The 22,904-nt window shown below is 57.9% G+C and carries 21 protein-coding genes; 13 read left to right on the top strand and 8 right to left on the bottom strand.

Features of this window, described 5'->3' with window-relative positions:
• Positions 1 to 35 precede the first annotated feature (35 nt).
• The 13 genes from AC1QQ2_RS09790 to AC1QQ2_RS09850 all read left to right on the top strand — a co-directional run bounded on the left by AC1QQ2_RS09790 (position 36) and on the right by AC1QQ2_RS09850 (position 14,984).
• Positions 36 to 464, top strand: coding sequence for an RbsD/FucU family protein (locus tag AC1QQ2_RS09790; RefSeq protein WP_479712983.1), 429 nt, complete (start codon positions 36 to 38; stop codon positions 462 to 464).
• Between the two features lie 18 nt (positions 465 to 482).
• Positions 483 to 1,721 (top strand): ROK family transcriptional regulator, encoded by a 1,239-nt coding sequence (locus tag AC1QQ2_RS09795; RefSeq protein WP_479712984.1) that lies wholly within the window; start codon positions 483 to 485, stop codon positions 1,719 to 1,721.
• Between the two features lie 39 nt (positions 1,722 to 1,760).
• Positions 1,761 to 2,591, top strand: a complete 831-nt coding sequence (locus AC1QQ2_RS09800) for a YihY/virulence factor BrkB family protein (RefSeq protein WP_479712985.1) — start codon at positions 1,761 to 1,763, stop codon at positions 2,589 to 2,591.
• A gap of 141 nt (positions 2,592 to 2,732) precedes the next feature.
• The gene (locus AC1QQ2_RS09805) at positions 2,733 to 6,197 is read left to right on the top strand and encodes an Ig-like domain-containing protein (protein WP_479712986.1); all 3,465 of its coding nucleotides are present in this window, start codon (positions 2,733 to 2,735) and stop codon (positions 6,195 to 6,197) included.
• Between the two features lie 75 nt (positions 6,198 to 6,272).
• Positions 6,273 to 7,598, top strand: a complete 1,326-nt coding sequence (locus AC1QQ2_RS09810) for a TolC family protein (RefSeq protein WP_479712987.1) — start codon at positions 6,273 to 6,275, stop codon at positions 7,596 to 7,598.
• Positions 7,595 to 9,826: an ATP-binding cassette domain-containing protein gene (locus tag AC1QQ2_RS09815; RefSeq protein ID WP_479712988.1), complete on the top strand. Its 2,232-nt coding sequence runs from the start codon at positions 7,595 to 7,597 to the stop codon at positions 9,824 to 9,826. Before AC1QQ2_RS09810 ends, AC1QQ2_RS09815 begins: the two co-directional genes overlap by 4 nt.
• Positions 9,826 to 10,995 carry a beta-barrel domain-containing protein gene (locus AC1QQ2_RS09820; RefSeq protein ID WP_438986971.1) on the top strand — a complete coding sequence of 390 codons (1,170 nt, stop codon included), beginning with the start codon at positions 9,826 to 9,828 and terminating at the stop codon, positions 10,993 to 10,995. Before AC1QQ2_RS09815 ends, AC1QQ2_RS09820 begins: the two co-directional genes overlap by 1 nt.
• A 210-nt stretch (positions 10,996 to 11,205) precedes the next feature.
• Positions 11,206 to 11,826, top strand: a complete 621-nt coding sequence (locus tag AC1QQ2_RS09825; protein ID WP_067548249.1) for an ATP-dependent Clp protease proteolytic subunit — start codon at positions 11,206 to 11,208, stop codon at positions 11,824 to 11,826.
• 113 nt (positions 11,827 to 11,939) lie between these two features.
• On the top strand, positions 11,940 to 13,208 hold the full coding sequence (gene clpX, locus AC1QQ2_RS09830) for an ATP-dependent Clp protease ATP-binding subunit ClpX (protein WP_479712989.1): 1,269 nt from the start codon (positions 11,940 to 11,942) through the stop codon (positions 13,206 to 13,208).
• Between the two features lie 123 nt (positions 13,209 to 13,331).
• The gene (locus AC1QQ2_RS09835; protein WP_249945770.1) at positions 13,332 to 13,691 is read left to right on the top strand and encodes a RidA family protein; all 360 of its coding nucleotides are present in this window, start codon (positions 13,332 to 13,334) and stop codon (positions 13,689 to 13,691) included.
• A gap of 82 nt (positions 13,692 to 13,773) precedes the next feature.
• Positions 13,774 to 14,157: an NADH:ubiquinone oxidoreductase subunit NDUFA12 gene (locus tag AC1QQ2_RS09840; protein WP_105235614.1), complete on the top strand. Its 384-nt coding sequence runs from the start codon at positions 13,774 to 13,776 to the stop codon at positions 14,155 to 14,157.
• Positions 14,158 to 14,169: 12 nt separating this feature from the next.
• A complete protein-coding gene (gene mlaD, locus AC1QQ2_RS09845; RefSeq protein WP_105235613.1) occupies positions 14,170 to 14,631 on the top strand; it encodes an outer membrane lipid asymmetry maintenance protein MlaD in 462 nt (153 codons plus the stop codon).
• Positions 14,631 to 14,984, top strand: coding sequence for a DUF2155 domain-containing protein (locus AC1QQ2_RS09850; protein ID WP_479712990.1), 354 nt, complete (start codon positions 14,631 to 14,633; stop codon positions 14,982 to 14,984). The genes mlaD and AC1QQ2_RS09850 overlap by 1 nt, the downstream gene beginning before the upstream one ends.
• Here AC1QQ2_RS09850 and aat read toward each other — a convergent pair.
• The 8 genes from aat to AC1QQ2_RS09890 form a co-directional block, all read right to left on the bottom strand.
• On the bottom strand, positions 14,948 to 15,598 hold the full coding sequence (aat, locus tag AC1QQ2_RS09855) for a leucyl/phenylalanyl-tRNA--protein transferase (protein ID WP_479712991.1): 651 nt from the start codon (positions 15,596 to 15,598) through the stop codon (positions 14,948 to 14,950). The genes AC1QQ2_RS09850 and aat overlap by 37 nt on opposite strands.
• Positions 15,599 to 15,664: 66 nt before the next feature.
• The gene (gene accC / locus AC1QQ2_RS09860; RefSeq protein WP_105235610.1) at positions 15,665 to 17,008 is read right to left on the bottom strand and encodes an acetyl-CoA carboxylase biotin carboxylase subunit; all 1,344 of its coding nucleotides are present in this window, start codon (positions 17,006 to 17,008) and stop codon (positions 15,665 to 15,667) included.
• 11 nt (positions 17,009 to 17,019) lie between these two features.
• Entirely contained in the window at positions 17,020 to 17,514 is a 495-nt protein-coding gene (gene accB / locus AC1QQ2_RS09865) for an acetyl-CoA carboxylase biotin carboxyl carrier protein (protein ID WP_067548223.1), read from the bottom strand.
• Between the two features lie 193 nt (positions 17,515 to 17,707).
• Entirely contained in the window at positions 17,708 to 18,457 is a 750-nt protein-coding gene (locus AC1QQ2_RS09870) for an ABC transporter ATP-binding protein (protein WP_067548220.1), read from the bottom strand.
• An 11-nt stretch (positions 18,458 to 18,468) separates the two neighbouring features.
• Positions 18,469 to 19,227: an ABC transporter ATP-binding protein gene (locus AC1QQ2_RS09875; protein WP_479712992.1), complete on the bottom strand. Its 759-nt coding sequence runs from the start codon at positions 19,225 to 19,227 to the stop codon at positions 18,469 to 18,471.
• A gap of 12 nt (positions 19,228 to 19,239) precedes the next feature.
• On the bottom strand, positions 19,240 to 20,430 hold the full coding sequence (locus AC1QQ2_RS09880; protein WP_105235608.1) for a branched-chain amino acid ABC transporter permease: 1,191 nt from the start codon (positions 20,428 to 20,430) through the stop codon (positions 19,240 to 19,242).
• Between the two features lie 3 nt (positions 20,431 to 20,433).
• A complete protein-coding gene (locus AC1QQ2_RS09885; protein WP_479712993.1) occupies positions 20,434 to 21,456 on the bottom strand; it encodes a branched-chain amino acid ABC transporter permease in 1,023 nt (340 codons plus the stop codon).
• Between the two features lie 95 nt (positions 21,457 to 21,551).
• A complete protein-coding gene (locus AC1QQ2_RS09890) occupies positions 21,552 to 22,895 on the bottom strand; it encodes a substrate-binding protein (RefSeq protein ID WP_249943533.1) in 1,344 nt (447 codons plus the stop codon).
• Positions 22,896 to 22,904 lie beyond the last annotated feature (9 nt).

The following is a 22,904-nucleotide window of genomic DNA, read 5'->3' on the forward strand; positions in this document are numbered from 1 at the left end:
TCAGGAGTCAGGAAGAGGTCTAAAAGGACATTAAAATGCTTATCGGTATCCCTGCGCTATTAGGGCCGGACTTGCTTTATACGTTGCGATCCATGGGTCATGGTGACGAAATCGCGATTGTGGATGGAAACTATCCTGCGCTGGAACATGGTCGCCGTGTCGTGCGTGCGGATGGGCTGGAATTGGTCCCCGTGCTCAAGGCGATTCTGGCAGTGATGCCGATTGACCGCGCTGTCCCCGATGCGATTTTCCGTTCGGCTCAGTTCAATGATCCCGCCCAATTCGCGCCGATCCACCATGAGATTGACGCCGTGATTGCCTCTATGGTCCCCGATGTAGCCGTGCGTGCGATGTCTGGCGACGATCTATATCCGCGTATTCGACAGGCACATACAATTGTTGCCACGAGCGAGCCCGCGCTTTATGCGAATGTGATCCTACGAAAAGGGGTCATCGAACCCTAATCCACTTTGAAAGAGCACATGAAACTCGACGACCGCAGCCAAGACGAAAGTCAGGACCAATCCACTGGTGATCCGCAGGTGTTCCGCGGGTCCAATCAGTCTGGGCTGCGCGACTATAACGAGCGTCTCGTTCTTTCTATGATCCAGCGCAGCGGCGCCATGCCGGGGGTAGAGATTGCCCGCCGCGCAGGGCTGTCGCCGCAAACGGTGTCGGTGATCCTGCGCAGCCTTGAATCTGACGGCCTCCTCGAACGGGGTGCGCCGCAGCGTGGCCGCGTGGGCAAGCCGTCCATTCCGATGGGGCTGAACCCCGACGGTCTCTATTCGATCGGTATGAAGATCGGCCGCCGTAGTGCTGACCTCGTTTTGACCGACTTTCTCGGCAACACACGGCAGTTGCTTCAGACGACCTATCGTTACCCCATGCCCGACGCGATTGTTGGTTTCCTGAAATCAGGGCTGGCCTCGTTCCGCGAGGCGCTGGGCGATCAGGCGGCAGATCGCATTTCGGGTATCGGCATCGCAATGCCGTTCGAGATTTGGAATTGGTCCGAAACCATCGGTGCGCCGCCAAACGACATTGCCGCGTGGCGTGATCTGGATTTCGCGGCTGAGATTGCTCAGTTCACCAATCTGCCTGTGTTCATCGAAAACGACGCCACTGCGGCTTGTCGGGCGGAACATGTTTACGGCCTCGGTCGGACTTATCGTGACTTTGCTTACTTCTTTGTTGGGTCGTTTATCGGCGGTGGCGTGGTTCTGAACCATGCGGTGTTTGAGGGCGCACGCGGCAATGCGGGGGCCTTCGGGTCGCTGCCGATCCGTTTGTCCACGGGCGAAGATAAGCAGTTGATCGATGTGGCGTCGCTCTACCGTCTTGAGGCGGATTTGGCGCGTAAGGGGATTGAACCCGCACGGATCTGGGCCTCGCCTCAGGACTGGCATGATTTCCCCGAAGTTCTCGATAACTGGATCGACTACACCGCGCGGCACCTTGCGCGGGCGGCACTGACCGTTTGCGCAGTGATCGACTTTGAGGCCGTGGTGATCGACGGGGCGTTCCCCGCCGAAGTGCGGACACGACTGATCAACCGCGTCCGCGAAAATATCGTCGACCTCGACCAGCGCGGTTTGTTCCCGCCTGTGATTGCCGAAGGCACCGTGGGCCGCAACGCACGCGCTATGGGGGCGGCCTGTTCGCCTGTCTTCAACCAGTTTCTGCTGAACACCTTGGGCGGGTTGTCGCAGAGCAGCTAATCGGTTGCAAAGCCCCAACCCGCGGCCCATTTTAGCCCTATGGCTGACCTGTCCCTCTCGCGCATTGTTCTGATCTGGCGATCCTTCCACGATGTGCTGGGGAAAAACGACCTCGACCTGATCTCTGCGGGCGTGGCGTTTTATGGGATGTTTTCGATCTTTCCTGCCTTTGCGGCGTCGATCGCAATGTTTGGCATCGTAGCGGACCCTGTCGTGATCGCCGAACAGCTCGACCTGTTGCGGGACGTGATCCCTGCGGATGTGTTCACCTTGTTTGAGGCACAGATTGATCGGTTGCTTGGGGCAGGGGCTACGACGCTGGGGTGGGCGTCGTTTGTGTCACTTGCCATCGCGCTCTGGTCGGCGCGGGCGGGTGTTGGCGCGATGCTGCGGGGATTGAACGCGATCTATTCGGGGCAAACGCGGTCAGGGGTTCGGCACGCTGTGACCGCATTTGTGATGACGGTGGCGATGATTGGTGTGGCGCTGATCGCGCTGATCGTCGTTGTTGCGGCCCCCATCGCGATTGCCTTTGTCCCGCTCGCCAATGAATGGAGCGGATTGATCGAATTGATCCGCTGGGCTGTGGCGCTCTTTGTCCTCTTAGCGGCTTTGGGGATTTTGTATCGCTACGGACCTCATGCCTCTCCGCGATCCCGCTGGGTGACCGTGGGGGCCTTTGTCGCGGTTTGCCTGTGGTATTTGGTGTCGATAGCCTTTTCGGCCTACATCGCAAATTTCGGAAATTATAATCAGGTCTATGGGTCGCTCGGTGCGGTCGTAGCGCTCCTGATGTGGTTTTATTTATCGGCTTATTTGGTCCTGCTGGGCGGCGCGTTGAACGTCGCCATCGCCCGAACCTACCCCTAAGACTAGGGGCGTATGGTAGAAATTGGGGAATAGTGAAATTTTTTCACTAGTAATTGATGATCCATTCGGATAGCTTCATATCAAAAGAATAACCGGACTCCATCTAACGTGAGCCGGAAATCCGAGGCGGAGTAGTATTTTATGTCGGCGATTGAGTTCGTAGTCCGCGATTCCGCGGGCCAAATTGAGCACGGAAATGTTGCAGGTGATGGCGCAGCCGCTTCGATCATCGTTTCCGTAGATGAAGATATTTCCCTTAACCTTTCGAGGGCGCAGGTTCAGTCGTATTCTCGGCAGGGGCAGGCGCTTCAGGTTGTTTTGATCGATGGTCGTGTGATCATGATCGAAGGGTTCTTTACCCCCGAAGGTATCCCCGAAAACGACCTCTACCTGTCATCTGGCGGTGTTCTGGCACAGGTCGAACTGGCCGAAGTGAGCGATGGTTTCTACTACGCGAACTACTCCGAGGCGGAAGCCTTTGGAAAATGGAGCCCTGACGACGATCTCTATTTCCTCCGTGGCTCCGAGGTTCAGCTCGCTGGATATAACGAAGTCTATCCTGTTGAGGACGATCAGGTTGGCATGCTCGCTGCCCCGCTTTTGGCTGGGATTGGTGGTATTGGTGCGGGCGCGGGTGTCGGCGCTGCGGCTATCGGTGGCGCGGCGATTGTCACGGGTCTGACGGGCGGCGGTTCGGGCGGTGGCTCGGGTGTCTATGTGACTGCGCAAACGGGCGCTGCAGCCGAAGATACCGTCGTGAACAGCAACGATTATGACAACGGCATCGAACTGGGCGGCACAGGCACCCCAGGTGGTGAAGTGACCGTGACCGTAGGTGGCGTGACCGAAACCACCACCGTTGGCGAAGACGGCACATGGGAAGTTGTGTTCCAACCTGGTGATCTGCCAGGCGGCGAATATACCGAAACTGCGACCGTCACGATCACCAGCGGCGGAGAAACATCGACCACCACAGCTGAAATCGTCGTTGATACCGTCGCGACAGTAACCTTGAACGAAGGTGCGAACGGCGGCGATCTGTTGATCAACGCTCAAGAACTCGCTGGCGGCGTGACGCTTTCGGGCACTGTTGAAACGGGTTCGACCGTCATGGTGACCGTGGGCGGAATGGCCTACGAGGCGACTGTAACGGGCGGCACATGGTCCCTGACATTGCCTGATGGTGCGGTTGAGACGGGCGAATATAACCTCGACGTGACCGTTTCGGTGACCGACGCCTATGGCAACACTTCTGACATCAGCGGCTCTGTCGCGATCGACACTGAGACGTCAGTCTCTATGTCGACCTCGCTCATCGGCGGCGATGGAACGGTGAACGCATCCGAACATGCGGCGGGTGTGTCCGTCACTGGCATGGCACAGGCCAACGCAAGCGTGGCCGTAACCATCGGCACTGTCACCCACACGGTCGTGGCTGGCGAAGATGGTTCGTGGTCGGCGACGTTCTCGTCCACCGATCTGCCCGAGGGCACCTATGACGCAACGGTTACCGCTGTTGCGACCGATCTTGCGGGCAACACCGCAACCACCACAGGTTCGTTCCATGTCGATACAGAGATGGGACTCGCGATCAATTCTGGCGCAGTTGAGGGCGACGGGATTGCAAACGGAGCAGAAGCCTCAGACGGCATCACGCTCACTGGTACGGCAGAGGCTGGGTCCTCTGTCGCCGTAACGCTCAATGGCTTTACCCGCACCGTGACTGCGGGCAACGACGGATCATGGTCCGCATCGTGGATCGCCACCGAGCTTCCGACTATCGAGACGACCCTCACGGTGAAAGCCGTTGCAACGGATGGGTCGGGCAACGTGGAAACCACCACGGGTTCCGTGACGTTCGACCCCTTCGTCAACACATTGACCCATACGAACGGTCAAGTGGGCGGCGACGGTGTGGTTAACCTCTCTGAACAAGGCCAAGCGATCACCGCGAGCGGCATGGTCGAAGCGGGCTCTACCGTTTCGGTGAGCCTCGGTGGTGTGACTCTGCCTGCGACCGTTGCGGCAAACGGCAGCTGGACTGTGACCTATCCTGCGGGAACGCTGGCTGTAGGCGAATACAATACCGCACTCGTGATCACTGCGACTGACGCGGCGGGCAACACCAGCCAAATCTCGCAAAGCGTTCGCGTTGATACCGTGGCTGGCGATCTGACGCTGTCCTCGGCGCCGATTGAAATCGACGACGTTGTGAATGCGGTCGAAGTGGCTGACGGTGTTGTCATCACAGGTACCGCGACACCTGGACTGCCGGTCACTGTCACCTTTGGCAGCGCAACGCACACTGTTGTCGCCAATTCGGCAGGCACATGGTCGTCCAAGTTCCTTGCGTCCGAAATCCCGACAGGCACCTATGACGCCGATATCACTGCGTCGATCACTGATGCGGCTGGCAACTCCAAAACCGTATCGGACACTGTCCATATCGACACTCAGGTCGTGAACCACGCCTTCGCTGCGATCCAGTTCGAAGGCGACGACATGATCAGCGGCGACGAAGCCTCTGACGGGTTCAACGTCAACGGCACGGTAGAGCCTCTATCCAAGGTCGTCGTGACCTTTGGATCGGGCAGCAGCGCTGTGACGAAAACCGTTTATGCGGGGTCTGACGGTCAGTGGAACGTCGAGTTCACCGCTGGCGAAATTCCGAGCGGCGAATACACCGCGCCAATCGTGGCCCGTGCGACCGACCCTGCGGGCAACGTCAGCACCATCTCGGACACCGTGCGCGTTGATACCATTGTGAATACGCTGACCGCCGATGCGACCGAAACCGACAACGTTGCCAACGCTTACGAGCTTCAGGATGGGATCACCCTGACGGGCACGGTTGAGGTGGGTTCGACGGTTCTTGTCACCTTTGACGGCATGACCCGTGTGGCCAACGTAGGCCGTGACGGTTCGTGGGAAGTGACCTTTGACGCAGACGAAATCCGCTCGGGCGACTATGCGGCGGATGTCACGATCAAGGCGACCGACGCGGTTGGCAACGTCCGCGAAACCACTCAAGTGGTTGAAATCGACACCATCGGTCCAGATGCCGCGACCGTGAACCACAAGATCGTCAGCGGCCAAGGCATCGAGGCGATCATCGTGTCGGACGATGCAGCGAACATCGAACTTTACGATGTGACCGACGGTCAACATGCGGCTCCGCTGACCTTCACGCCGTCGCAGACGATGTCGGGCTGGCTCGATTTCGATACGCCGATTGCGGATGAAACGAACCTCGTTGTGTCTGCAACGGATGACGCTGGTAACGAAACATCGACCTTGGTTGTTCTCGATGAGGCATCCAGCGGTGTTGTCGATATCGCGAACCCGCTGCTCGATAACTTCGACTTTGGCGCGATTGACCTCAGCTTTGCAGAAGATGGCGATCTGACCCTGACCGCATCCGACATTGAAGACCTGACCAAAGGCTCGAACGAATTGACCATTCATGGCGGTTCCGACGACACGGTCACAATCAATGGCGCGGTTGCAGGCGGTGTTGAGACGGTCGATGGCACGGACTTCCACGTCTACACGCTGGGCGGCAACCACACGCTCTACATCGAGGATGGCGTCAACGTCATCATCTAATCCCGATACGGGCTGCCCCACGGGTGGCCCGATCCATGAGGTTAAGACAGAAGAATTGAGGTAGTTGTGGGTAACATGCGGTCGATAGGCAAAGCTTTGGGTGCGCTCGCGCTCGGCTCTGCCCTGTCGGGATGCATGGGGTCGGGTGAGGGCGGTATTGGCGTTACACGCAATGCGTTTAATTTCCTCTCGCCAGCCGAAGATACCCAACCGCAATCCGTGCTGAGCCCGCAAATGGAAAACGGCACGGAATCCGAGATTATCGCAGGCCTCCTGAACCGCCGTTCCATTTTGCCAGATGGTCCTTACGCCGAAGTGGCGAGTGCTGTCCTCGACGCAAACTCTCGCGCGGCTGAGGCCGATCTGCGGGCCGCACGTCTGCGGGCAGAGGCCGCATCGTCGAATTGGCTCCCGTCACTCGGCCCGAATGTGAGCCTGACCTCGCTGGGGTCCGTGGTGGCGAGCCTCGTCGTGGAACAGACCCTTTTTGACAACGGGCGCCGTAAGGCGGAACGCGACTACGCTGCCGCCGATGTTGAGGTGGCCGCCGTTGCCTTGGCCCAAGATACCAACCGTCGCGTTCTGGATGCCCTCGAACTCTACATCACCGCAGAGGCGATGCAGGCCCGCGCGGGCGTGAACGCTGCCGCTTTGGAGCGGATGAACCATTTCGCCTATGTGATGAGCGAACGAGTGCGGGGTGGCGTGTCGAACCGCGCAGACCTGCAGATCGTGGAACAAAAGCTCGCACAGATGAGGTCGGACCTCTTGTCTGACCAAGAGGCATCCTTGGCCGCGATGGCAGAGTTGAACGCGATGGCGGCCCGTCCGCTGGACACCGTGCATGGCCTGACCGCGATCCAATCGTCTGCCGCGAATGCGTTGCCCTTGAGCGTGCTCAAGGCCGAGGCAGAGGCGCAGCGCGGCATCGCCGCAGCACGCGCTGAACGCGCAGGGTTCCTGCCGGGTGTGACGGCAACGGGCACCGTGAATAGCAACGGATCAGATTTCGGCATTGGGGTGGGCATTCCCAATGGCCTTGGCTTCGGCAATGGCGCAGCAATGCGTGCCGTCGAAGCCCAAGAAGCCGCCGCGCGTGCGCGTGTCGGTCAAACCCGCGAGGATACCAACCGCGATCTGCGCGCATTGGAAGCCGAGCTGGGCAGCCTGCAACGTCAAATGGCGCAGGCACAAACTCTCGCGGCCCAAGCGGCTGCAAACTATGACATTTTCGCCGCCCAACTTCGCGAAGGGCAGCGAACCGTGAATGACGTGGTGGGCGTCTTCGAGACCAAGGTGCGCACAGAACGTGCCGCCGTGGTCATTCAATATGACATTGCCAAAGTGGAACTTCGAATTGCAGCGATCCACGGCACTCTTGTTGACGGAGAACGGATATGACCGGCCCAGTATTGGCCTTTGATATCAATGCCACCCGTGGCGGTAAGGTGACCCGCCTAACCACGGCCGACAAAACGCAGGCAGAGCAACCCGCTGCCGCGCCTGAACCCCATTACGAAGACCGCTTTACCCCCAAAGCTCGCGCTCGCGCCGATCTGGCCGCGACCTACGCGGGGCTTTTGGGCGTCGATGTGATCCGCGCGGACCTTCTGGAAAAAATCGTCTCCGCTGATGGCGATGCGATCACTTCGGCTGGGATCGCAGGTGCGCTGTCGGATTCTGGTCTGGTGGCGAAGGTCAAAAAGATCGCAACGCCCGTTAATACGCTCTGGCCCGCGCTGGCCGAGATGACCTCGGGCCAGATGGTTCTCGTGCTCGAACAGCAGGGCAACACGTTCTTTATCTATGACACCACCTGCGACGGAAACCGCGCAGAGGTGCCTCTGTCTGATTTCATGCCCGTTTTCACAGGCACGATTGTGCGTGCCGATGTTGCGGTGAGTGAACTGACCCGTCGCCATGCGGAGAAAGACAAAAAGGCCCACTGGTTCTGGGGCGAATTGAAACGCTTCCGCCGGCACGTGGCCGAAGTGGCCGTAGGGTCGTTCGTTGCGAACCTCTTGGCCGTGGCGATCGCGCTGTTTTCCTTGCAGGTCTATGACCGCGTGATCCCGCACCAATCCACCGCGACCCTTTGGGTTCTGGCGATTGGCGCTGGCCTCGCGATGATCTTGGAAGCGTTCTTACGTATCGCGCGTGCCCGTCTGATGGACGGGGCAGGGCGTCAGATCGAAATGAAAGTGCAACAGCTCCTCGTTGATAAGGTGCTGGGCATGAAAGCGGGTGCCGCGAATTCCCCATCGCAGACGTTTTCCGCTGTGCGTGAATTTGGGTCGATCCGTGAATTCTTTACCGCCTCGACCATCGGCACGCTGACCGATTTGCCGTTTATCGTGCTGTTCCTCGCGCTTGTGGCGTCGATCGGCGGTAACGTGGTTTGGGTGCTCTTTGCGGGCGGTGTCCTCATGGTCGCGCCGAGCTTTGTCTTGCAGCGCAAGATGATCGCGCTGACCCGCCAGACCCAAGGGGCGAGCACAAAGGCAAACCGCCTTCTGCACGAAATCGTCTATGAATCCGACACGATCAAAGCCACCCGTGGCGAGGATCGGTTCCGCCGTCAGTGGACGGAATTGTCGGCGCTGAACTCTCTGGCCACATCAGAACAGCGCAAACTGGCCTCGACCCTCACCTTCTGGAGCCAAGGCGTCCAGCAGGCGACCTATGTTGCGGCAGTTGTGACGGGCACGTTCATGGTGTTCTCGGGCGAATATACCGTCGGCACGATTATCGCCGTGGGTATTCTGACCTCCCGCACGCTCGGCCCGTTGACGCAATTGGCGGCGACAATGGCACGCTGGTCGAATGTGAAGGCCGCACTGGATGCCTTGGACAAGGTCGCTGACGCACCGCAAGACATGGATGAAACCCGCAGCTACCTGCGCCGCGATACCGTCGATGGTGCGTTCGAACTGCGCGATCTGATGTTCAAATACGACGAAGACAGCGACCGCGTGGTTGATATTTCGTCGCTTAAAATCGAAGCAGGACAACGGGTTGCGATCCTCGGTGCGAACGGGTCGGGGAAATCCACGCTGCTCAAAATCCTGTCGGGTCTCTATCCGCCAACGGGTGGTCGCGTGATGCTCGACGGTGTTGATATGGGCCAGATCATGCCGCGCGACCTGCGTCGGAATGTTGGCTACCTCGGTCAAGAGGTGCGTCTGTTCGCAGGCACCCTGCGCGACAACCTCAATATGACGATGCTCGAACGCGATGACGAACGTTTGCTGAAATCGCTCGATTTCGCGGGGCTTGGTCCGTTTGTGCGTTCGCATCCCAAAGGCCTCGATATGCCGATTTCGGACGCGGGGCAGGGCTTGTCCGTTGGTCAGCGTCAGTCGATTGGCTGGGCGCGGTTGTGGCTTCAGGATCCCAAGGTCTGTTTGCTGGATGAACCGACCGCAGCGCTCGACCAAACGCTTGAGGCGACACTGGTGTCTCGTCTCGACCATTGGCTGGGTCAGCGCACAGCGATCATCGCGACGCACCGCGTGCCGATCCTGCAACTGACGGGGCGCACCGTTATTCTGCAAAATGGCCGTTTGGCCGTCGATGGTCCGCGTGACGAAGTCATGGCCCATCTGCGCAACAAAAAGGTAGCAGGCTAATGGCAACGGTAGACGCAGAATTCGAAAAAGGTCTCGGTTCCTCTAGCCGTATCATCTGGCTTGTTGTGGCGACCGTTCTGGTGTTCCTGATCTGGGCAAAGTTTGCGTGGGTTGATGAAATCGTTCGGGCCGATGGTCAGATCATTTCCGCTGCCCGTCCGCAGATCGTTCAGAACCTCGAAGGCGGTATCCTCGCTGAGCTTTTGGTCAGCGAAGGCTCCGTTGTTGAACCGGGTCAGGTGCTCGCGCGGCTGCGAGGGACGCAGTTTCAGGCGGCTGTGGATGACCTTGCCGATCAACTCGTGGCCGCAAGTATCCGCCGTACCCGCCTAGAGGCAGAGATGGCAGGCCAAACCGATTTCGAGGTGGCACCGATTTTCGCACAGCACAGCCCGACGACCGTTGCGTCTGAACGCGCGCTTCTGCAGGCGCGTCAGGCGGACTATCAGAGCCGTATCAGCGGGGCGCAGGCGGTCTTGCGTGAGACAGAGCGCGAATTGGCTTCGATGGAGGATATGTATCGCCGCGAGATCGTCGCGCTGTTCGAAGTGACGAACGCCCGTAAAGCCCATTCGGATGCCCAGAACCGCTACAATGACATTGTGACGGGAGCCGAGCTAGAAAGGGCGAATGAATACTCAGAAGTGCTGCAAATCATCGGCACCCTGACCCAAGAGTTGCGCATGGCGCAGGACCAGCTGAACCGCACGGTCATCGTCGCGCCGATGCGTGGTGTGGTGAACAACCTTGCCGTCACGACCATTGGCGGCGTTGTCCGTCCGGGGGAAGAGATTTTCCAGATCATCCCATTGGACGACGAGTTGTTCGTTGAGGCCCATGTCAAACCCGAGGACATTGCGAACGTCCGCACAGGGCAAGATGCGAATATCAAACTCTCGGCCTATGATTACACGATCTACGGCACCCTGAACGCGACGGTCGATTTTATTTCGGCGGACACGTTCAAGGACGACCGTCGTCCCGATATTCCGCCGCACTACAAGGTGACGTTGCGTGTCGATCTCTCTGATTTGACCGATCGCCAACGCGAGATTGAGATTCGTCCCGGCATGCAGGCGACGGTCGAATTGCACACTGGTGGGAAAACCGTGCTACAATATCTCACGAAACCGCTTTATCGCGGGTCAGAGGCACTGCGCGAACGCTAGGTCCGCAAACCCATCACGACATTTTTTGACAACAGCAGGGGCCCTTTGGCCCCTGTATTTGTGTTTCATTGATCTTTTCCCACCATAGGAAGCAGGACCAAAGTGAGCAAAGCGGGCAGCTGGGCTTGAAGCCCCCCTAACTGACCACTAAGACTCTGTTTGGAAAACCCGTGTTATCGACGTGCGCGTCCCCAATTCGAGGCAGTGATGATGAGAGACCCGATCGAGACCTATGCCAACCTTGTGCCCATGGTTGTCGAACAAACCGCGCGTGGCGAACGCGCTTACGATATTTTCTCGCGCCTCCTGAAGGAACGCATCATTTTCGTGAACGGTCCGGTGCATGACGGCATGGCGCAGCTGATCGTTGCGCAGCTTCTGTTCCTTGAATCGGAAAACCCGAAAAAAGAAATCAGCATGTATATCAACAGCCCCGGTGGTGTTGTGACCGCTGGTCTGTCGATCTACGACACCATGCAGTACATCCGTCCGAAGGTTTCGACCCTCGTCGTGGGTCAGGCTGCGTCGATGGGGTCGGTCCTGTCGATGGCGGGCGAAAAAGGTATGCGCTTTGCCCTGCCAAACGCACGTATCATGGTGCACCAGCCTTCTGGCGGTTATCAGGGTCAGGCAACGGACATCATGATCCACGCCCAAGAAACCCAGAAAATCCGCAACCAGCTGTATCAACTCTACGTCCACCACACTGGACAGCCGCTTGAGGTTGTTGAGAAGGCGCTGGAGCGCGACAACTTTATGTCGCCGCAAGAAGCAAAAGACTGGGGTCACATCGACGAGATCCTGCAGAACCGCGGCGAAGCGGCGGAATAATCCGCCCTTTGTTATTACTTTTTGGCGTTGTGGACCGGTCCGGCCTGCCATAGTCTCGGACTTCAAAGGCACCGGACCGTTTACAACGACGACAGACGCCCAGGGGAACCAGTATGGCGAATACGACAGGCAGCGACAGCAAAAACACCCTCTACTGCAGCTTCTGCGGTAAGAGTCAGCATGAGGTGCGCAAGCTGATCGCAGGACCGACCGTGTTCATTTGTGATGAATGCGTCGAACTCTGCATGGATATCATCCGCGAAGAGACAAAGTCGTCGGGCCTCAAAACCACCGAAGGCGTGCCCACACCGCGCGATATCTGCAAGGTTCTGGACGACTATGTGATCGGTCAGGAACACGCAAAGCGCGTGCTCTCGGTTGCGGTGCATAACCACTACAAACGCCTGCATCACTCTGGCAAAGCTGGTGAGATCGAACTGGCGAAATCGAACATCATGCTGATCGGCCCGACGGGTTGCGGTAAAACACTGCTTGCCCAAACGCTGGCGCGTATCCTTGATGTGCCGTTCACCATGGCGGACGCCACCACCCTGACCGAAGCGGGTTATGTGGGTGAGGACGTTGAGAACATCATCCTGAAACTGCTTCAGGCGTCGGAATACAACGTTGAGCGGGCACAGCGCGGCATCGTTTATATCGACGAGGTCGATAAGATCACCCGCAAGTCTGACAACCCGTCCATCACCCGTGACGTATCGGGCGAGGGCGTGCAGCAGGCTCTGCTGAAGATCATGGAAGGCACCGTTGCGTCAGTTCCGCCGCAGGGTGGCCGTAAGCATCCGCAACAGGAATTCCTGCAAGTCGACACCACGAACATTCTGTTCATCTGTGGTGGTGCCTTCGCGGGCCTTGATAAGATTATCGCGCAGCGCGGTAAGGGTTCTGGCATCGGCTTTGGTGCTGCTGTCAAAGAGAACGACGACCGTGGCGTTGGCGAGATCTTCAAAGAACTCGAACCCGAAGATCTGCTGAAATTCGGCCTGATCCCTGAATTCGTGGGCCGTCTGCCCGTGATCGCAACCCTCACCGATCTGGACGAGGACGCGCTGATCATCATCCTGACTCAACCAAAGAACGCTCTGGTCAAACAATACCAGAAGCTGTTCGAGATTGAGGGCGTTGACCTGACCTTTACCGATGATGCCCTGCGCGCCATCGCGAAAAAGGCCATCGATCGCAAGACAGGCGCACGTGGTCTGCGTTCGATCATGGAAGACATCCTGCTCGACACGATGTTCGACCTGCCGGGCATGGAAAACGTCACCGAAGTCGTCGTCAACGAAGAGGCAGTTGGCCCTGATGCCAAACCGCTGATGATCTTTGAAGATGACGCAAAGAGCGAAAAAGCCAGCGCTAGCTAAGGCAACGATATTCTGAAATAAGGCCGTCCAAATTGGGCGGCCTTTTTCGTTGCTCACAATCCATATTGAAACGCCCTGCGTTTGGTTCTAACGCAACGGCAACGCCAATAAAGGATCATCCAAATGACGATGAAACGCATTTTCACGGGTAGCCCGTTTGAGGAAAAAATCGGCTACTGCCGCGCTGTTGTGGCTGGTGGGTTTGTCCACGTTGCTGGCACCGTTGGGCAGGGCGATGATGTGGTTGAACAGTGCAAGGCCGCGCTGACCACCATTTCGAACGCTCTCAAAGAAGCTGGCAGCGATCTGACCAAGACCGTTCGCGTGACCTACTACCTCCCCGACGCGGCAGAGTTCGAACCCTGCTGGCCGACCCTGCGCGAGGTATTCGGCGCAAACCCACCCGCAGCGACCATGGTCGAATGCAACCTGATCGACCCGAAATACCGGATCGAGATCGAAGTGACTGCACTCGCAGGCTAAAATCCCCTTTGCGGCGCGGCGGGCACTGGACCTTTGGTGCCCGTTGCGACATAACCCAAGTGTCGATTTAAGGGAGCGGTCCATGGGCCTTCTGAACATCATCAAACGCCTGCTGACTTGGTGGGACGGACAAACCATTGGCACCCAACTGTTTACTTGGCGCAAAGGCGTCAAAGTTGGCGAAGATTCGCAGGGAAATATTTTCTACAAGACCCGTGATGATTCCCGCCGTTGGGTGATCTTCAATGGAGAGATCGAAGCCTCGCGCATCGATCCTGACTGGCACGGCTGGCTACACCGCACATTCGACACCCCGCCGAGCGAGGTTCCGTTGAACCACAAGCCGTGGGAAAAGCCGCATCAGGAAAACCTGACAGGCACCGCGATGGCCTACGCTCCGGCTGGTTCGATCCGCCGCGCACAGCCGGCAGAGCGTGCCGATTACGAGGCATGGCAGCCCGAATAAGGAGCTCGCCTCATGGCTAATCACACCACAGAAACACTTGTCGGCGCCGCGGTTCTTGCCGTGGCGGTCGGCTTTTTGGGCTATGCGTCCAAGTTCACTGATTTCGCGTCGGGTGGATCGGATTACGCGCTGAACGCCAGTTTCCGTTCGATTGAGGGCGTTAGCGTTGGCACAGATGTGCGCATGGTTGGCGTGAAGGTCGGCACCGTCAGCGATATCAAGCTCGACACCGAATTGTTCCGCGCCACGACCGTTCTGTCGATGCGCGATGGCGTGCCTGTTCCGAATGACAGCACGGCTGTGATTGCGTCCGAGGGTCTGCTTGGCGGTAACTTCGTTGAGATTCTGCCGGGTGCGTCGTTCGACAACTACCAGCCGGGCGAAGAAATCCTCGACACCCAAGGCTCGGTCAGCCTGATGAACCTCTTGCTGAAGTTCGTTTCTGGCTCTGGCGATAGCGGAAGCACGAACTGATGCGCGCGCTGGTGTTTGCCCTCGCGCTCTGTGCGGCGCCCGTTGCGGCCCAAGAAGTCAGCGTTGCGCCGAAAGGCGAATTGCGCGTCTTGGACAAAATCACAGGCGTGGTGAGCGATCTGGTTCTGGCCTCTGGCGAAGCGACAACCTTGGGCCACCTCACAGTAACATTGGGCGAATGTCGCTATCCCACCGACAACCCGTCGGGCGACGCCTATGCCGAAGTGACCGTGATGTATCGCGACAACGCGACGCCCGTCTTTTCGGGCTGGATGATTGCCTCGGCCCCCGCGCTCAATGCGATGGACCACCCGCGCTACGACGTTTGGGTGCTGCGCTGTATCACTGAATAAGCAGGCTCTATCGGGGCTTCAGCATTGAACTTTGCGGGCTCGGCCAGTGCCGCTTTCAACCGTTTCCGGTATTCACCACGTGGGATTTCGATCCCGCCCAAGGATGCCAAATGCGGCGTCAGGAATTGCGTGTCGAACAGGGTGAACCCGTCGAGTCGCAGTCGGTCGATCAGCCATGCCAGCGCGATCTTGGATGCATCGGTGCGGCGCGAAAACATGCTCTCACCGAAATAGGCGCCACCCAAGGCCACGCCGTAGCTGCCACCGATCAGGGTGTCACCTTCCCAGACCTCGACCGAATGGGCAAAGCCAGCCTCATAGAGCGCGGTGTAGAGCGCAAAGATGGTATCGCTGATCCATGTCTCATCGCGGTCGGCGCAGCCCTCTACGACCTGTTCAAACGCTGTGTCAAAGCTGACCGTGAACCCGCCCCGCAGCATCCGTTTGGCGAGGCTGCGCGAGATGTGGAAACCGTCGATCGGGATGATGCCGCGAAAGCGTGGATCGACCCAGAACACCTCTGGATCATCGCGGGACTCTGACATGGGGAACACGCCCGACGCATAGGCGTTGAGCAAGAGTTCGGGTGTCAGGGCAGGGGCTTCGTCACGCATAATGCGCACCATAGGCACAGTTGCGGCATAGAAAAAGGGCGCGCTGTGGTAGCGCGCCCTTTTAAATCAGGTGTTGGCTTCGAGCCATTTTTCCAGCCAGTGGATGTTGTAATTCCCTGACTGCACATCCGGTTCCGCAAGGAGTGCGTGGAACAGCGGGATGGTGGTATCGACGCCATCAACGATCAGTTCGCCCAAGGCACGGTTCAGACGGGCCAAGGCTTCGGGACGGTCGCGACCATGCACGATCAGTTTGCCGATCAAGCTGTCGTAATAGGGCGGGATCGAATAGCCGTCATAGAGCGCGGAATCCATCCGAACGCCCAGACCACCCGGTGCGTGATACTGCGTGATCTTACCGGGGCAGGGGCTAAAGTTCGGAAGCTTTTCAGCGTTGATCCGAACCTCAATCGCGTGGCCGTTGATTTTGAGGTCGTCTTGGGTGAACGACAGGCCTTGCTTTGCAGCAACGCGGATCTGTTCACGCACGAGGTCGACGCCAAAGATGCCTTCGGTCACGGGGTGCTCCACCTGAAGGCGGGTGTTCATTTCGATGAAATAGAACTCTCCGTCCTCATAGAGGAATTCAATCGTGCCAGCGCCCGAATAGCCCATTTTGCCGATTGCCTCAGCACAGATGCCACCGATACGGGCGCGTTCTTCTGCGGTGATGCAAGGGCCAGGGGCCTCTTCAAAGACCTTCTGGTGACGACGCTGGAGCGAACAATCACGCTCACCAAGGTGAACGCCACCGCCCATGCCGTCGCCAAAGACCTGCACCTCAATGTGGCGCGGCTTCTGGAGGTATTTTTCCATGTAGACTTCGGCGTTGCCAAATGCGGCTTTCGCTTCAGAACGTGCGGTCGAGAAGGCGGTTTCTAGCTCTTTCTCGTCCTTTGCCACTTTCATCCCGCGGCCACCGCCACCAGCGGTCGCTTTGATGATGACAGGGTAGCCCATGTCAGCCGCCGCTTTTTTCGCAGCAGCGATGTCAGGCACGCCACCGGCAGAGCCCGGAACAACTGGGATGCCCAGCTTTTCAGCGGTTTCTTTTGCGGTGATCTTATCGCCCATCATGCGGATGTGTTCCGCCGAGGGACCGATAAAGGTCAGGCCGTGATCTTCGACGATCTGAACAAAGGCCGCGTTTTCCGAGAGGAAGCCATAGCCTGGGTGGATCGCCTGAGCGCCCGAGATTTCACAAGCGGAGATGATCGCGGGGAAGTTCAGGTAGGATGCGGTGGAAGAGGGCGGTCCAATACAGATCGCCTCGTCTGCCATACGGACGTGCATCGCATCGGCGTCAGCGGTCGAGTGGACCGCAACCGACTTGATACCCATCTCGCGGCAGGCGCGCACGACCCGAAGGGCAATCTCGCCACGGTTCGCAATGAGGATTTTATCGAACATGGGGCGCAGCCTTATTCGATAATAACGAGCGGAGCACCGAAATCGACCGGCGAACCGTCAGCAACAATGATCGTCTTGATCTTGCCGGATTTTGGCGACGGGATCTGGTTCATTGTTTTCATCGCTTCGATGATCAGAAGTGTGTCGCCTTCGTTCACGGTCTGACCGACGGTGACGAAGGGTGCAGCACCAGGTTCAGCAGCGAGGTAAGCGGTACCAACCATCGGCGAAGTCACAGTGCCCGGGTGCGATGCAGGATCGTCATTGGCGGCAGCAACAGGCGCAGCAGCGGCGGGTGCAGCAGCAGGTGCAGCGGCAGCAGCAGGCGCAGCAGGCATTGCCATCGTCTGAACGATTTGCTGCTGACGGCTTACCCGAACGTTCAGGCTGTCGTTGTCGCCATATTCGCGGACGACTTCCAATTCGGTGAGGTCATTTTCGCGGAGGAGTTCTGCCAATGCGCGGATAAAATCCACATCGCCGTCGTGGCTGCGTTCTTTGCTCATCTTTTCTCGGCCCTTGCCATTACGTTGCGTCCGCCCTGAAAAAGTGCGGTTGGTTCTGGCTTATACGCCAATGAATAGAGGCTGGAAAGCGTTAGGCGTAGCCTTTCGGGGGTAATAAACGGCAAACAGGCCCAACCATCGGGTCGGGCCTGCAAGAAAATGTCGCAACCTTTGAGGTTTGCGCAATAACGTATCAGATCGCCAGATACTTGGACCGCAAGGCCTCGTCTTCGAGGACCTCTTGAGCCGAGCCATCAAACACCACCGTGCCCGTATCGAGGATCACCGCGCGATCCGCCAATTTCAGAGCGGCGACAGCGTTCTGTTCCACGATGATCGTGGTGATGCCTTGGTCACGGATGATTTTGAGCGTCTTTGCGATCTCTTGGACGATCACAGGGGCGAGGCCCTCATAGGGTTCGTCGAGAAGCAGAACTTTGATGTCACGGGCCAAGGCGCGCGCAATCGCGAGCATCTGCTGTTCACCGCCCGAAAGCGTTATGCCCTCTTGGGTGCGGCGCTCTTTGAGGCGCGGGAACAGTTCGTAGATGCGTTCCAGCGACCAGCCGATTGGCGGTGCGATCTGGGCGAGCTTCAGGTTCTCTTCGACCGTCAGACCGGGGATGATGCAACGATCTTCGGGCACGAGGCCGATACCCGCAGCAGCAGCCTGATGCGATTTCATCAGGTGCAGCGGCTGGTGGTCGAGCCAGATTTCACCGTGTTTCAGCGCAGGATCGTCCATGCGTGCAATGGCCCGCAAGGTCGATGTTTTGCCCGCACCGTTACGGCCCAAGAGCGCGAGGATTTCGCCCTCGTGGATGTCAAAGCTGACGCCTTGCACGATATAGCTTTCGCCGTAGTAGGCCTGAATGTCCCATACGCTGAGGTATTTGGCATGGGTGGCGGCGTTGTTGACGTTTTTGTCGAACGGTTTGTTCATGATCAGCCCCCTTAGACCTGTGCTTCGCCCAAGTACGCTTCACGCACTTTGGGGTGGCCTTTGATGTTTTCTGGCGTTTCTTCGATCAGGGGCGTGCCCTGAGCGAGAACCGTGATCCGTTCCGCAAGCGAGAACACAACGTGCATGTCATGTTCGATGATCGCCATGGTGATGTCGCGCTTCGCCTTGATCTCTTTCAGAAGATCGATGGTGTTGTTGGTATCAGCACGCGCCATCCCTGCGGTCGGTTCGTCGAGCAGCAAGAGCTTCGGGTTCTGCACCAGACACATCGCCATTTCCAAACGACGTTTGTCACCGCGCGATAGGCTGCCCGAATGCATGTTGCGTTTGTCTTGCATGTTCACATCCAAGAGCATCTGCTCTGCCATCTCGACGATGTCCTTCTCGGACTCGACGGTTTCGATGGCATGCATACGGAACGCCCCGTCACGCTTTGCAAAGCAGGGGATCATCACGTTTTCGATCACCGACAGGTCGCTAAAGATTTCCGGTGTTTGGAACACGCGGGAAATGCCCATCTGGTTGATCTCGTGCGGTTTGCGGCCCAGCACCGACTGGCCGTCAAACATGACCGAACCAGAGTCGGGGATCAGTTTGCCAACCAGACAGTTGAGCAGGGTCGATTTACCAGCGCCGTTCGGACCGATGATGGCGTGAACCGTGTTTTCCTTAACGGACAGGTTCACATCACCCAGTGCCTGCAACCCGCCGAAGCGTTTGTTGACGCCTTTGACTTCAAGAATACCCATTGGTTTCTCTCCTTATTCGGCAGGCTGGTTAGAGGAATCTTCGTCTTTGCCGCGGTTTTTCCACCAAGAGGCAATCCGCTGGCCACCCTCAACGAGGCCGCCCGGCAAGAAGATAACGATCAGCATGAACAGCACGCCCAAGGTCAGGTGCCAGCCTTCACCCACAAAGCGGGCAAAGAACCAAACGACGACCGACTCGAGGCTGTCAGGCAAGAAGCTGAACCAGCTGTGCAGGATGGTTTCGTTGATCTTTGAGAAGATGTTTTCGCAGTATTTGATGAAGCCAGCGCCCAGCACAGGACCCATCAGGGTGCCCGCACCGCCGAGGATGGTCATAAGAACAACCTCGCCGGACGCAGTCCACTGCATACGCTCTGCACCAGCCAGCGGGTCCATCGCAGCCAGCAATGCGCCAGCCAGACCAGCATAGATGCCAGAGATCACGAAAGCTGCCAGCGTGTAGGGACGCGAGTTCAGGCCCGTGTAGTTCATACGCTGCTGGTTCGATTTGACCGCACGCAGCATCATGCCGAACGGCGAACGGAAAATCCGCAGCGACATGTAGAAGCCAAGGATCGCGATGACCGCGCAGACGTAGAAGCCCACGTTGAAGTCAAAGCTCCATGCGCCGATGTCCAGCGTGTAGGTGCTGTTCATCTTCATGCCGAACAGACCTGGCACAGGCAGAGAGCTCGTATCCGCCGCACCGTCGAGGATTCGGGGGTCGTTCAGGTTTAGCTGAAGGCCCGTTTCGCCGTTGGTGATCGGTGTCAGAACCGAATAGGCCAGACGGTAGCTCATCTCTGCAAACGCAAGCGTCAGGATCGAGAAGTAGATGCCCGAGCGACGCAAGCTGATGTAACCGATAGCTAGAGCAAAGAGGCCCGATACGATCATCGCGAGGATGATTGCAGGCAGGATGTTCATCGACAGGAGTTTGAACATCCAGACCGCAGAGTAGGACCCCACGCCCAGAAAAGCTGCGTGACCGAACGACAGGTAGCCTGTCAGACCGAACAGGATGTTAAATCCGATTGCCATCAGGCCGTAGATCGCAAAGCGCTGCATCAGCGCAGGATAACCCGCGTTGAACTGCGCCATCGCGCTATCCGTGGGGAAAGGGTTCAAAAGGAACGGCGTCAGCAAGGTCAGCGCGACCACGATCAGCAGGAATTTGGTGTCTTTTTGGTTCAAGCCGAACATGGATTAGTCCTCCATCACGCCCTTGCGACCCATGAGGCCACGCGGACGGGTAAGTAGAATGACGATGGCGACGAGGTAGATGATAATCTGGTCGATGCCGGGGATGATCGCTTTGACTTCGTTGAGCGATGCAAAGGACTGCAGAATGCCCAAGAGGAAGCCCGCGGCCACAGCGCCCGGAAGCGAACCCATGCCACCTACGACCACCACAACAAAGGACAGCACGAGGAAGTCCATACCCATGTGGTAGTTCGGCGACAGGATCGGCGTATACATCACGCCCGCCAGACCCGCGACGCCAGCAGCAAGGCCGAACATCAGGGTAAAGCGTTTGTCGATGTCGATCCCCAGAAGGCCCACCGTTTCACGGTCAGCCATACCTGCGCGAACTACCATCCCGAAGGTGGTGAACTGAAGGAAGGCAAAGACGCCGCCGATGATCACAGCCGAGAAGAAGAAGTAAACCAAACGCCACACAGGATAGAAAATATCCATGCCCAACATCGCTCCGATGTTCACGGTGCCCGAATAGTCGGACGGTGCCATCATCTGGATTGGGTTCGCGCCAAAGAAATACTTCACGATCTCTTGCAGCACGATCGCCAGACCAAAGGTCACAAGGATCTGGTCCGCATGAGGGCGTTTGTAGAAGTGTTTGATCAGTCCGCGCTCCATCGCCCAACCGACAAAGAGCATCACGGGGATGGTCAGTAGGATGGCCAGCGGCACGGAATAGTTGATCATCGCAGACCCGATGGTTTCACCGAACCATGCCTCGACATAGGGTGTCTTAACCTCGAGAGGTTTGCCCAAGAAGTCGGTCTTGGTCGGATCGAGCGAGACTTTCGAAATTTCGAAAACCTTGCGCAAGGTCACAGCGCAGAAGGCGCCGATCATGAACAGCGCACCGTGCGCAAAGTTCACAACACCCAATGTGCCGAAGATGAGAGTAAGGCCCAACGCGATCAGCGCGTAGGCCGAGCCTTTTTCAAGGCCATTGAAAAACTGCAGGATAATAGCGTCCATTGTCCCCGCCCTGTCTTGGGAGTGGCTGAACCCCCGTGCGTTGACGGGGGCGAACCGGCCGCGCATTGTGCGCGACCGGCCTATGTGAGTGGTGATTAAGCGCCCGGGTTACACTGACCGAGGTCGCCACCGGCGAACATCGGGTGATCCGGTGCGTATTCGACCTGAGCACGCGGGGTCGTTTCAACGATTTCCAGCGTGTCGTATTCGTTGGTCGGGTTCTCTGCGCCCTTCATAACCAGAACGTCTTTGAAGCACTGGTGGTCTGCACCGCGGTACAGAACCGGACCGTTGCCCATGCCGTCGAATTCGAAATCTTCGAGAGCTTCGACAACGCCACATGGGTTGAAGGTGCCTGCGCGGGTTACAGCATCTGCATAGAGCAGGGTCTGAACATACGAGGTGTGTGCAGCGTTTGAAGGCGGACGGCCATATTTTTCGCCGAACGATTTTACGAAGGCCTGGGTGCCAGCGTCTTGCAGCTGCCAGTTCCAGTTCATCGAACCGTATACGCCTTGGATGTTCGAACCAGCACCAGCCGCCATCAGTTCCGAGTAGAGCGGAACAACGATTTCGAACTGCTTGCCGTTCACCATCTTATCACGAAGACCGAACTGAACTGCTTGCGACAGCGAGTTCACCATGTCCCCGCCGTAGTGGTTCAGGATCAAAACATCTGCGCCCGAGTTCAGAACTGGTGCGATGTAGGACGAGAAGTCGCCTGCGCCAACTGGTGTGCGAACCTTCTCAACGGTCTGCCAACCGAGAGCTTCGGTGGATGCCGCGATCGACTCTTCCTGTGTCCAGCCCCAAGTGTAGTCAGCGGTCAGGTGATACGCGCGACGCTCGGTGCCATAGACGTTGCCCAGAACCGGTGCCAGAGCAGCACCCGACATGTAGGCGTTAAAGAAGTGACGGAAACCGTTTGCTTTGCGGTCTTTACCGGTTGTGTCGTTCGAGTGGGTCAGAGCGGCCATGAAGATCACGCCAGCTTCTTGACACAGACCCTGAACAGCAACAGCCACGCCCGAGGACGAACCGCCAGTGATCATCACTGCGCCGTCTTTCTGGATCATCGACTGTGCGGATGCACGTGCAACGTCAGATTTGGTCTGGGTGTCACCAGTGACGAAGGTCACTTTCTTACCCAAGATGCCAGCGCCATCGAGTGCTTTGGACGAGAAGGTGTTCAGCATACCGCCGTCGCCTTCGCCGTTCAGGTGCTCAACAGCAAGCTGGAATGCGCGCAGTTCGTCGAGACCTTCCTCAGAGTAGGGGCCAGTTTGCGGAACGTTGAAACCAAACACGACTTCGCTGCCTGTTGGGGCATTGGTAAAGCCGCTGTGGCTTTCAGCGCGTAGGTAAGTCGGCAGAAGCAGGCCAGAGCCGGCGATAGCGCCAGACTTCAGCACGCCACGACGCGAGAATTTATTGGACATTATTATCCT

The sequence above is a fragment of the Aestuarium sp. genome (assembly GCF_023253315.1).
Lineage (GTDB): Bacteria > Pseudomonadota > Alphaproteobacteria > Rhodobacterales > Rhodobacteraceae > Marivivens > Marivivens donghaensis.

Coding starts and splice junctions, on each gene's coding strand:
- AC1QQ2_RS09800 (WP_479712985.1), top strand. CDS start 1,761: ATGGCTGACCTGTCCCTCTCGCGCATTGTTCTGATCTGGCGATCCTTC.
- AC1QQ2_RS09850 (WP_479712990.1), top strand. CDS start 14,631: ATGCGCGCGCTGGTGTTTGCCCTCGCGCTCTGTGCGGCGCCCGTTGCG.
- AC1QQ2_RS09805 (WP_479712986.1), top strand. CDS start 2,733: ATGTCGGCGATTGAGTTCGTAGTCCGCGATTCCGCGGGCCAAATTGAG.
- AC1QQ2_RS09870 (WP_067548220.1), bottom strand. CDS start 18,457: ATGAACAAACCGTTCGACAAAAACGTCAACAACGCCGCCACCCATGCC.
- mlaD (WP_105235613.1), top strand. CDS start 14,170: ATGGCTAATCACACCACAGAAACACTTGTCGGCGCCGCGGTTCTTGCC.
- AC1QQ2_RS09820 (WP_438986971.1), top strand. CDS start 9,826: ATGGCAACGGTAGACGCAGAATTCGAAAAAGGTCTCGGTTCCTCTAGC.
- AC1QQ2_RS09875 (WP_479712992.1), bottom strand. CDS start 19,227: ATGGGTATTCTTGAAGTCAAAGGCGTCAACAAACGCTTCGGCGGGTTG.
- AC1QQ2_RS09885 (WP_479712993.1), bottom strand. CDS start 21,456: ATGGACGCTATTATCCTGCAGTTTTTCAATGGCCTTGAAAAAGGCTCG.
- AC1QQ2_RS09790 (WP_479712983.1), top strand. CDS start 36: ATGCTTATCGGTATCCCTGCGCTATTAGGGCCGGACTTGCTTTATACG.
- clpX (WP_479712989.1), top strand. CDS start 11,940: ATGGCGAATACGACAGGCAGCGACAGCAAAAACACCCTCTACTGCAGC.
- AC1QQ2_RS09825 (WP_067548249.1), top strand. CDS start 11,206: ATGAGAGACCCGATCGAGACCTATGCCAACCTTGTGCCCATGGTTGTC.
- AC1QQ2_RS09840 (WP_105235614.1), top strand. CDS start 13,774: ATGGGCCTTCTGAACATCATCAAACGCCTGCTGACTTGGTGGGACGGA.
- AC1QQ2_RS09815 (WP_479712988.1), top strand. CDS start 7,595: ATGACCGGCCCAGTATTGGCCTTTGATATCAATGCCACCCGTGGCGGT.
- accB (WP_067548223.1), bottom strand. CDS start 17,514: ATGAGCAAAGAACGCAGCCACGACGGCGATGTGGATTTTATCCGCGCA.
- AC1QQ2_RS09890 (WP_249943533.1), bottom strand. CDS start 22,895: ATGTCCAATAAATTCTCGCGTCGTGGCGTGCTGAAGTCTGGCGCTATC.
- aat (WP_479712991.1), bottom strand. CDS start 15,598: ATGCGTGACGAAGCCCCTGCCCTGACACCCGAACTCTTGCTCAACGCC.
- AC1QQ2_RS09810 (WP_479712987.1), top strand. CDS start 6,273: ATGCGGTCGATAGGCAAAGCTTTGGGTGCGCTCGCGCTCGGCTCTGCC.
- AC1QQ2_RS09835 (WP_249945770.1), top strand. CDS start 13,332: ATGACGATGAAACGCATTTTCACGGGTAGCCCGTTTGAGGAAAAAATC.
- AC1QQ2_RS09880 (WP_105235608.1), bottom strand. CDS start 20,430: ATGTTCGGCTTGAACCAAAAAGACACCAAATTCCTGCTGATCGTGGTC.
- AC1QQ2_RS09795 (WP_479712984.1), top strand. CDS start 483: ATGAAACTCGACGACCGCAGCCAAGACGAAAGTCAGGACCAATCCACT.
- accC (WP_105235610.1), bottom strand. CDS start 17,008: ATGTTCGATAAAATCCTCATTGCGAACCGTGGCGAGATTGCCCTTCGG.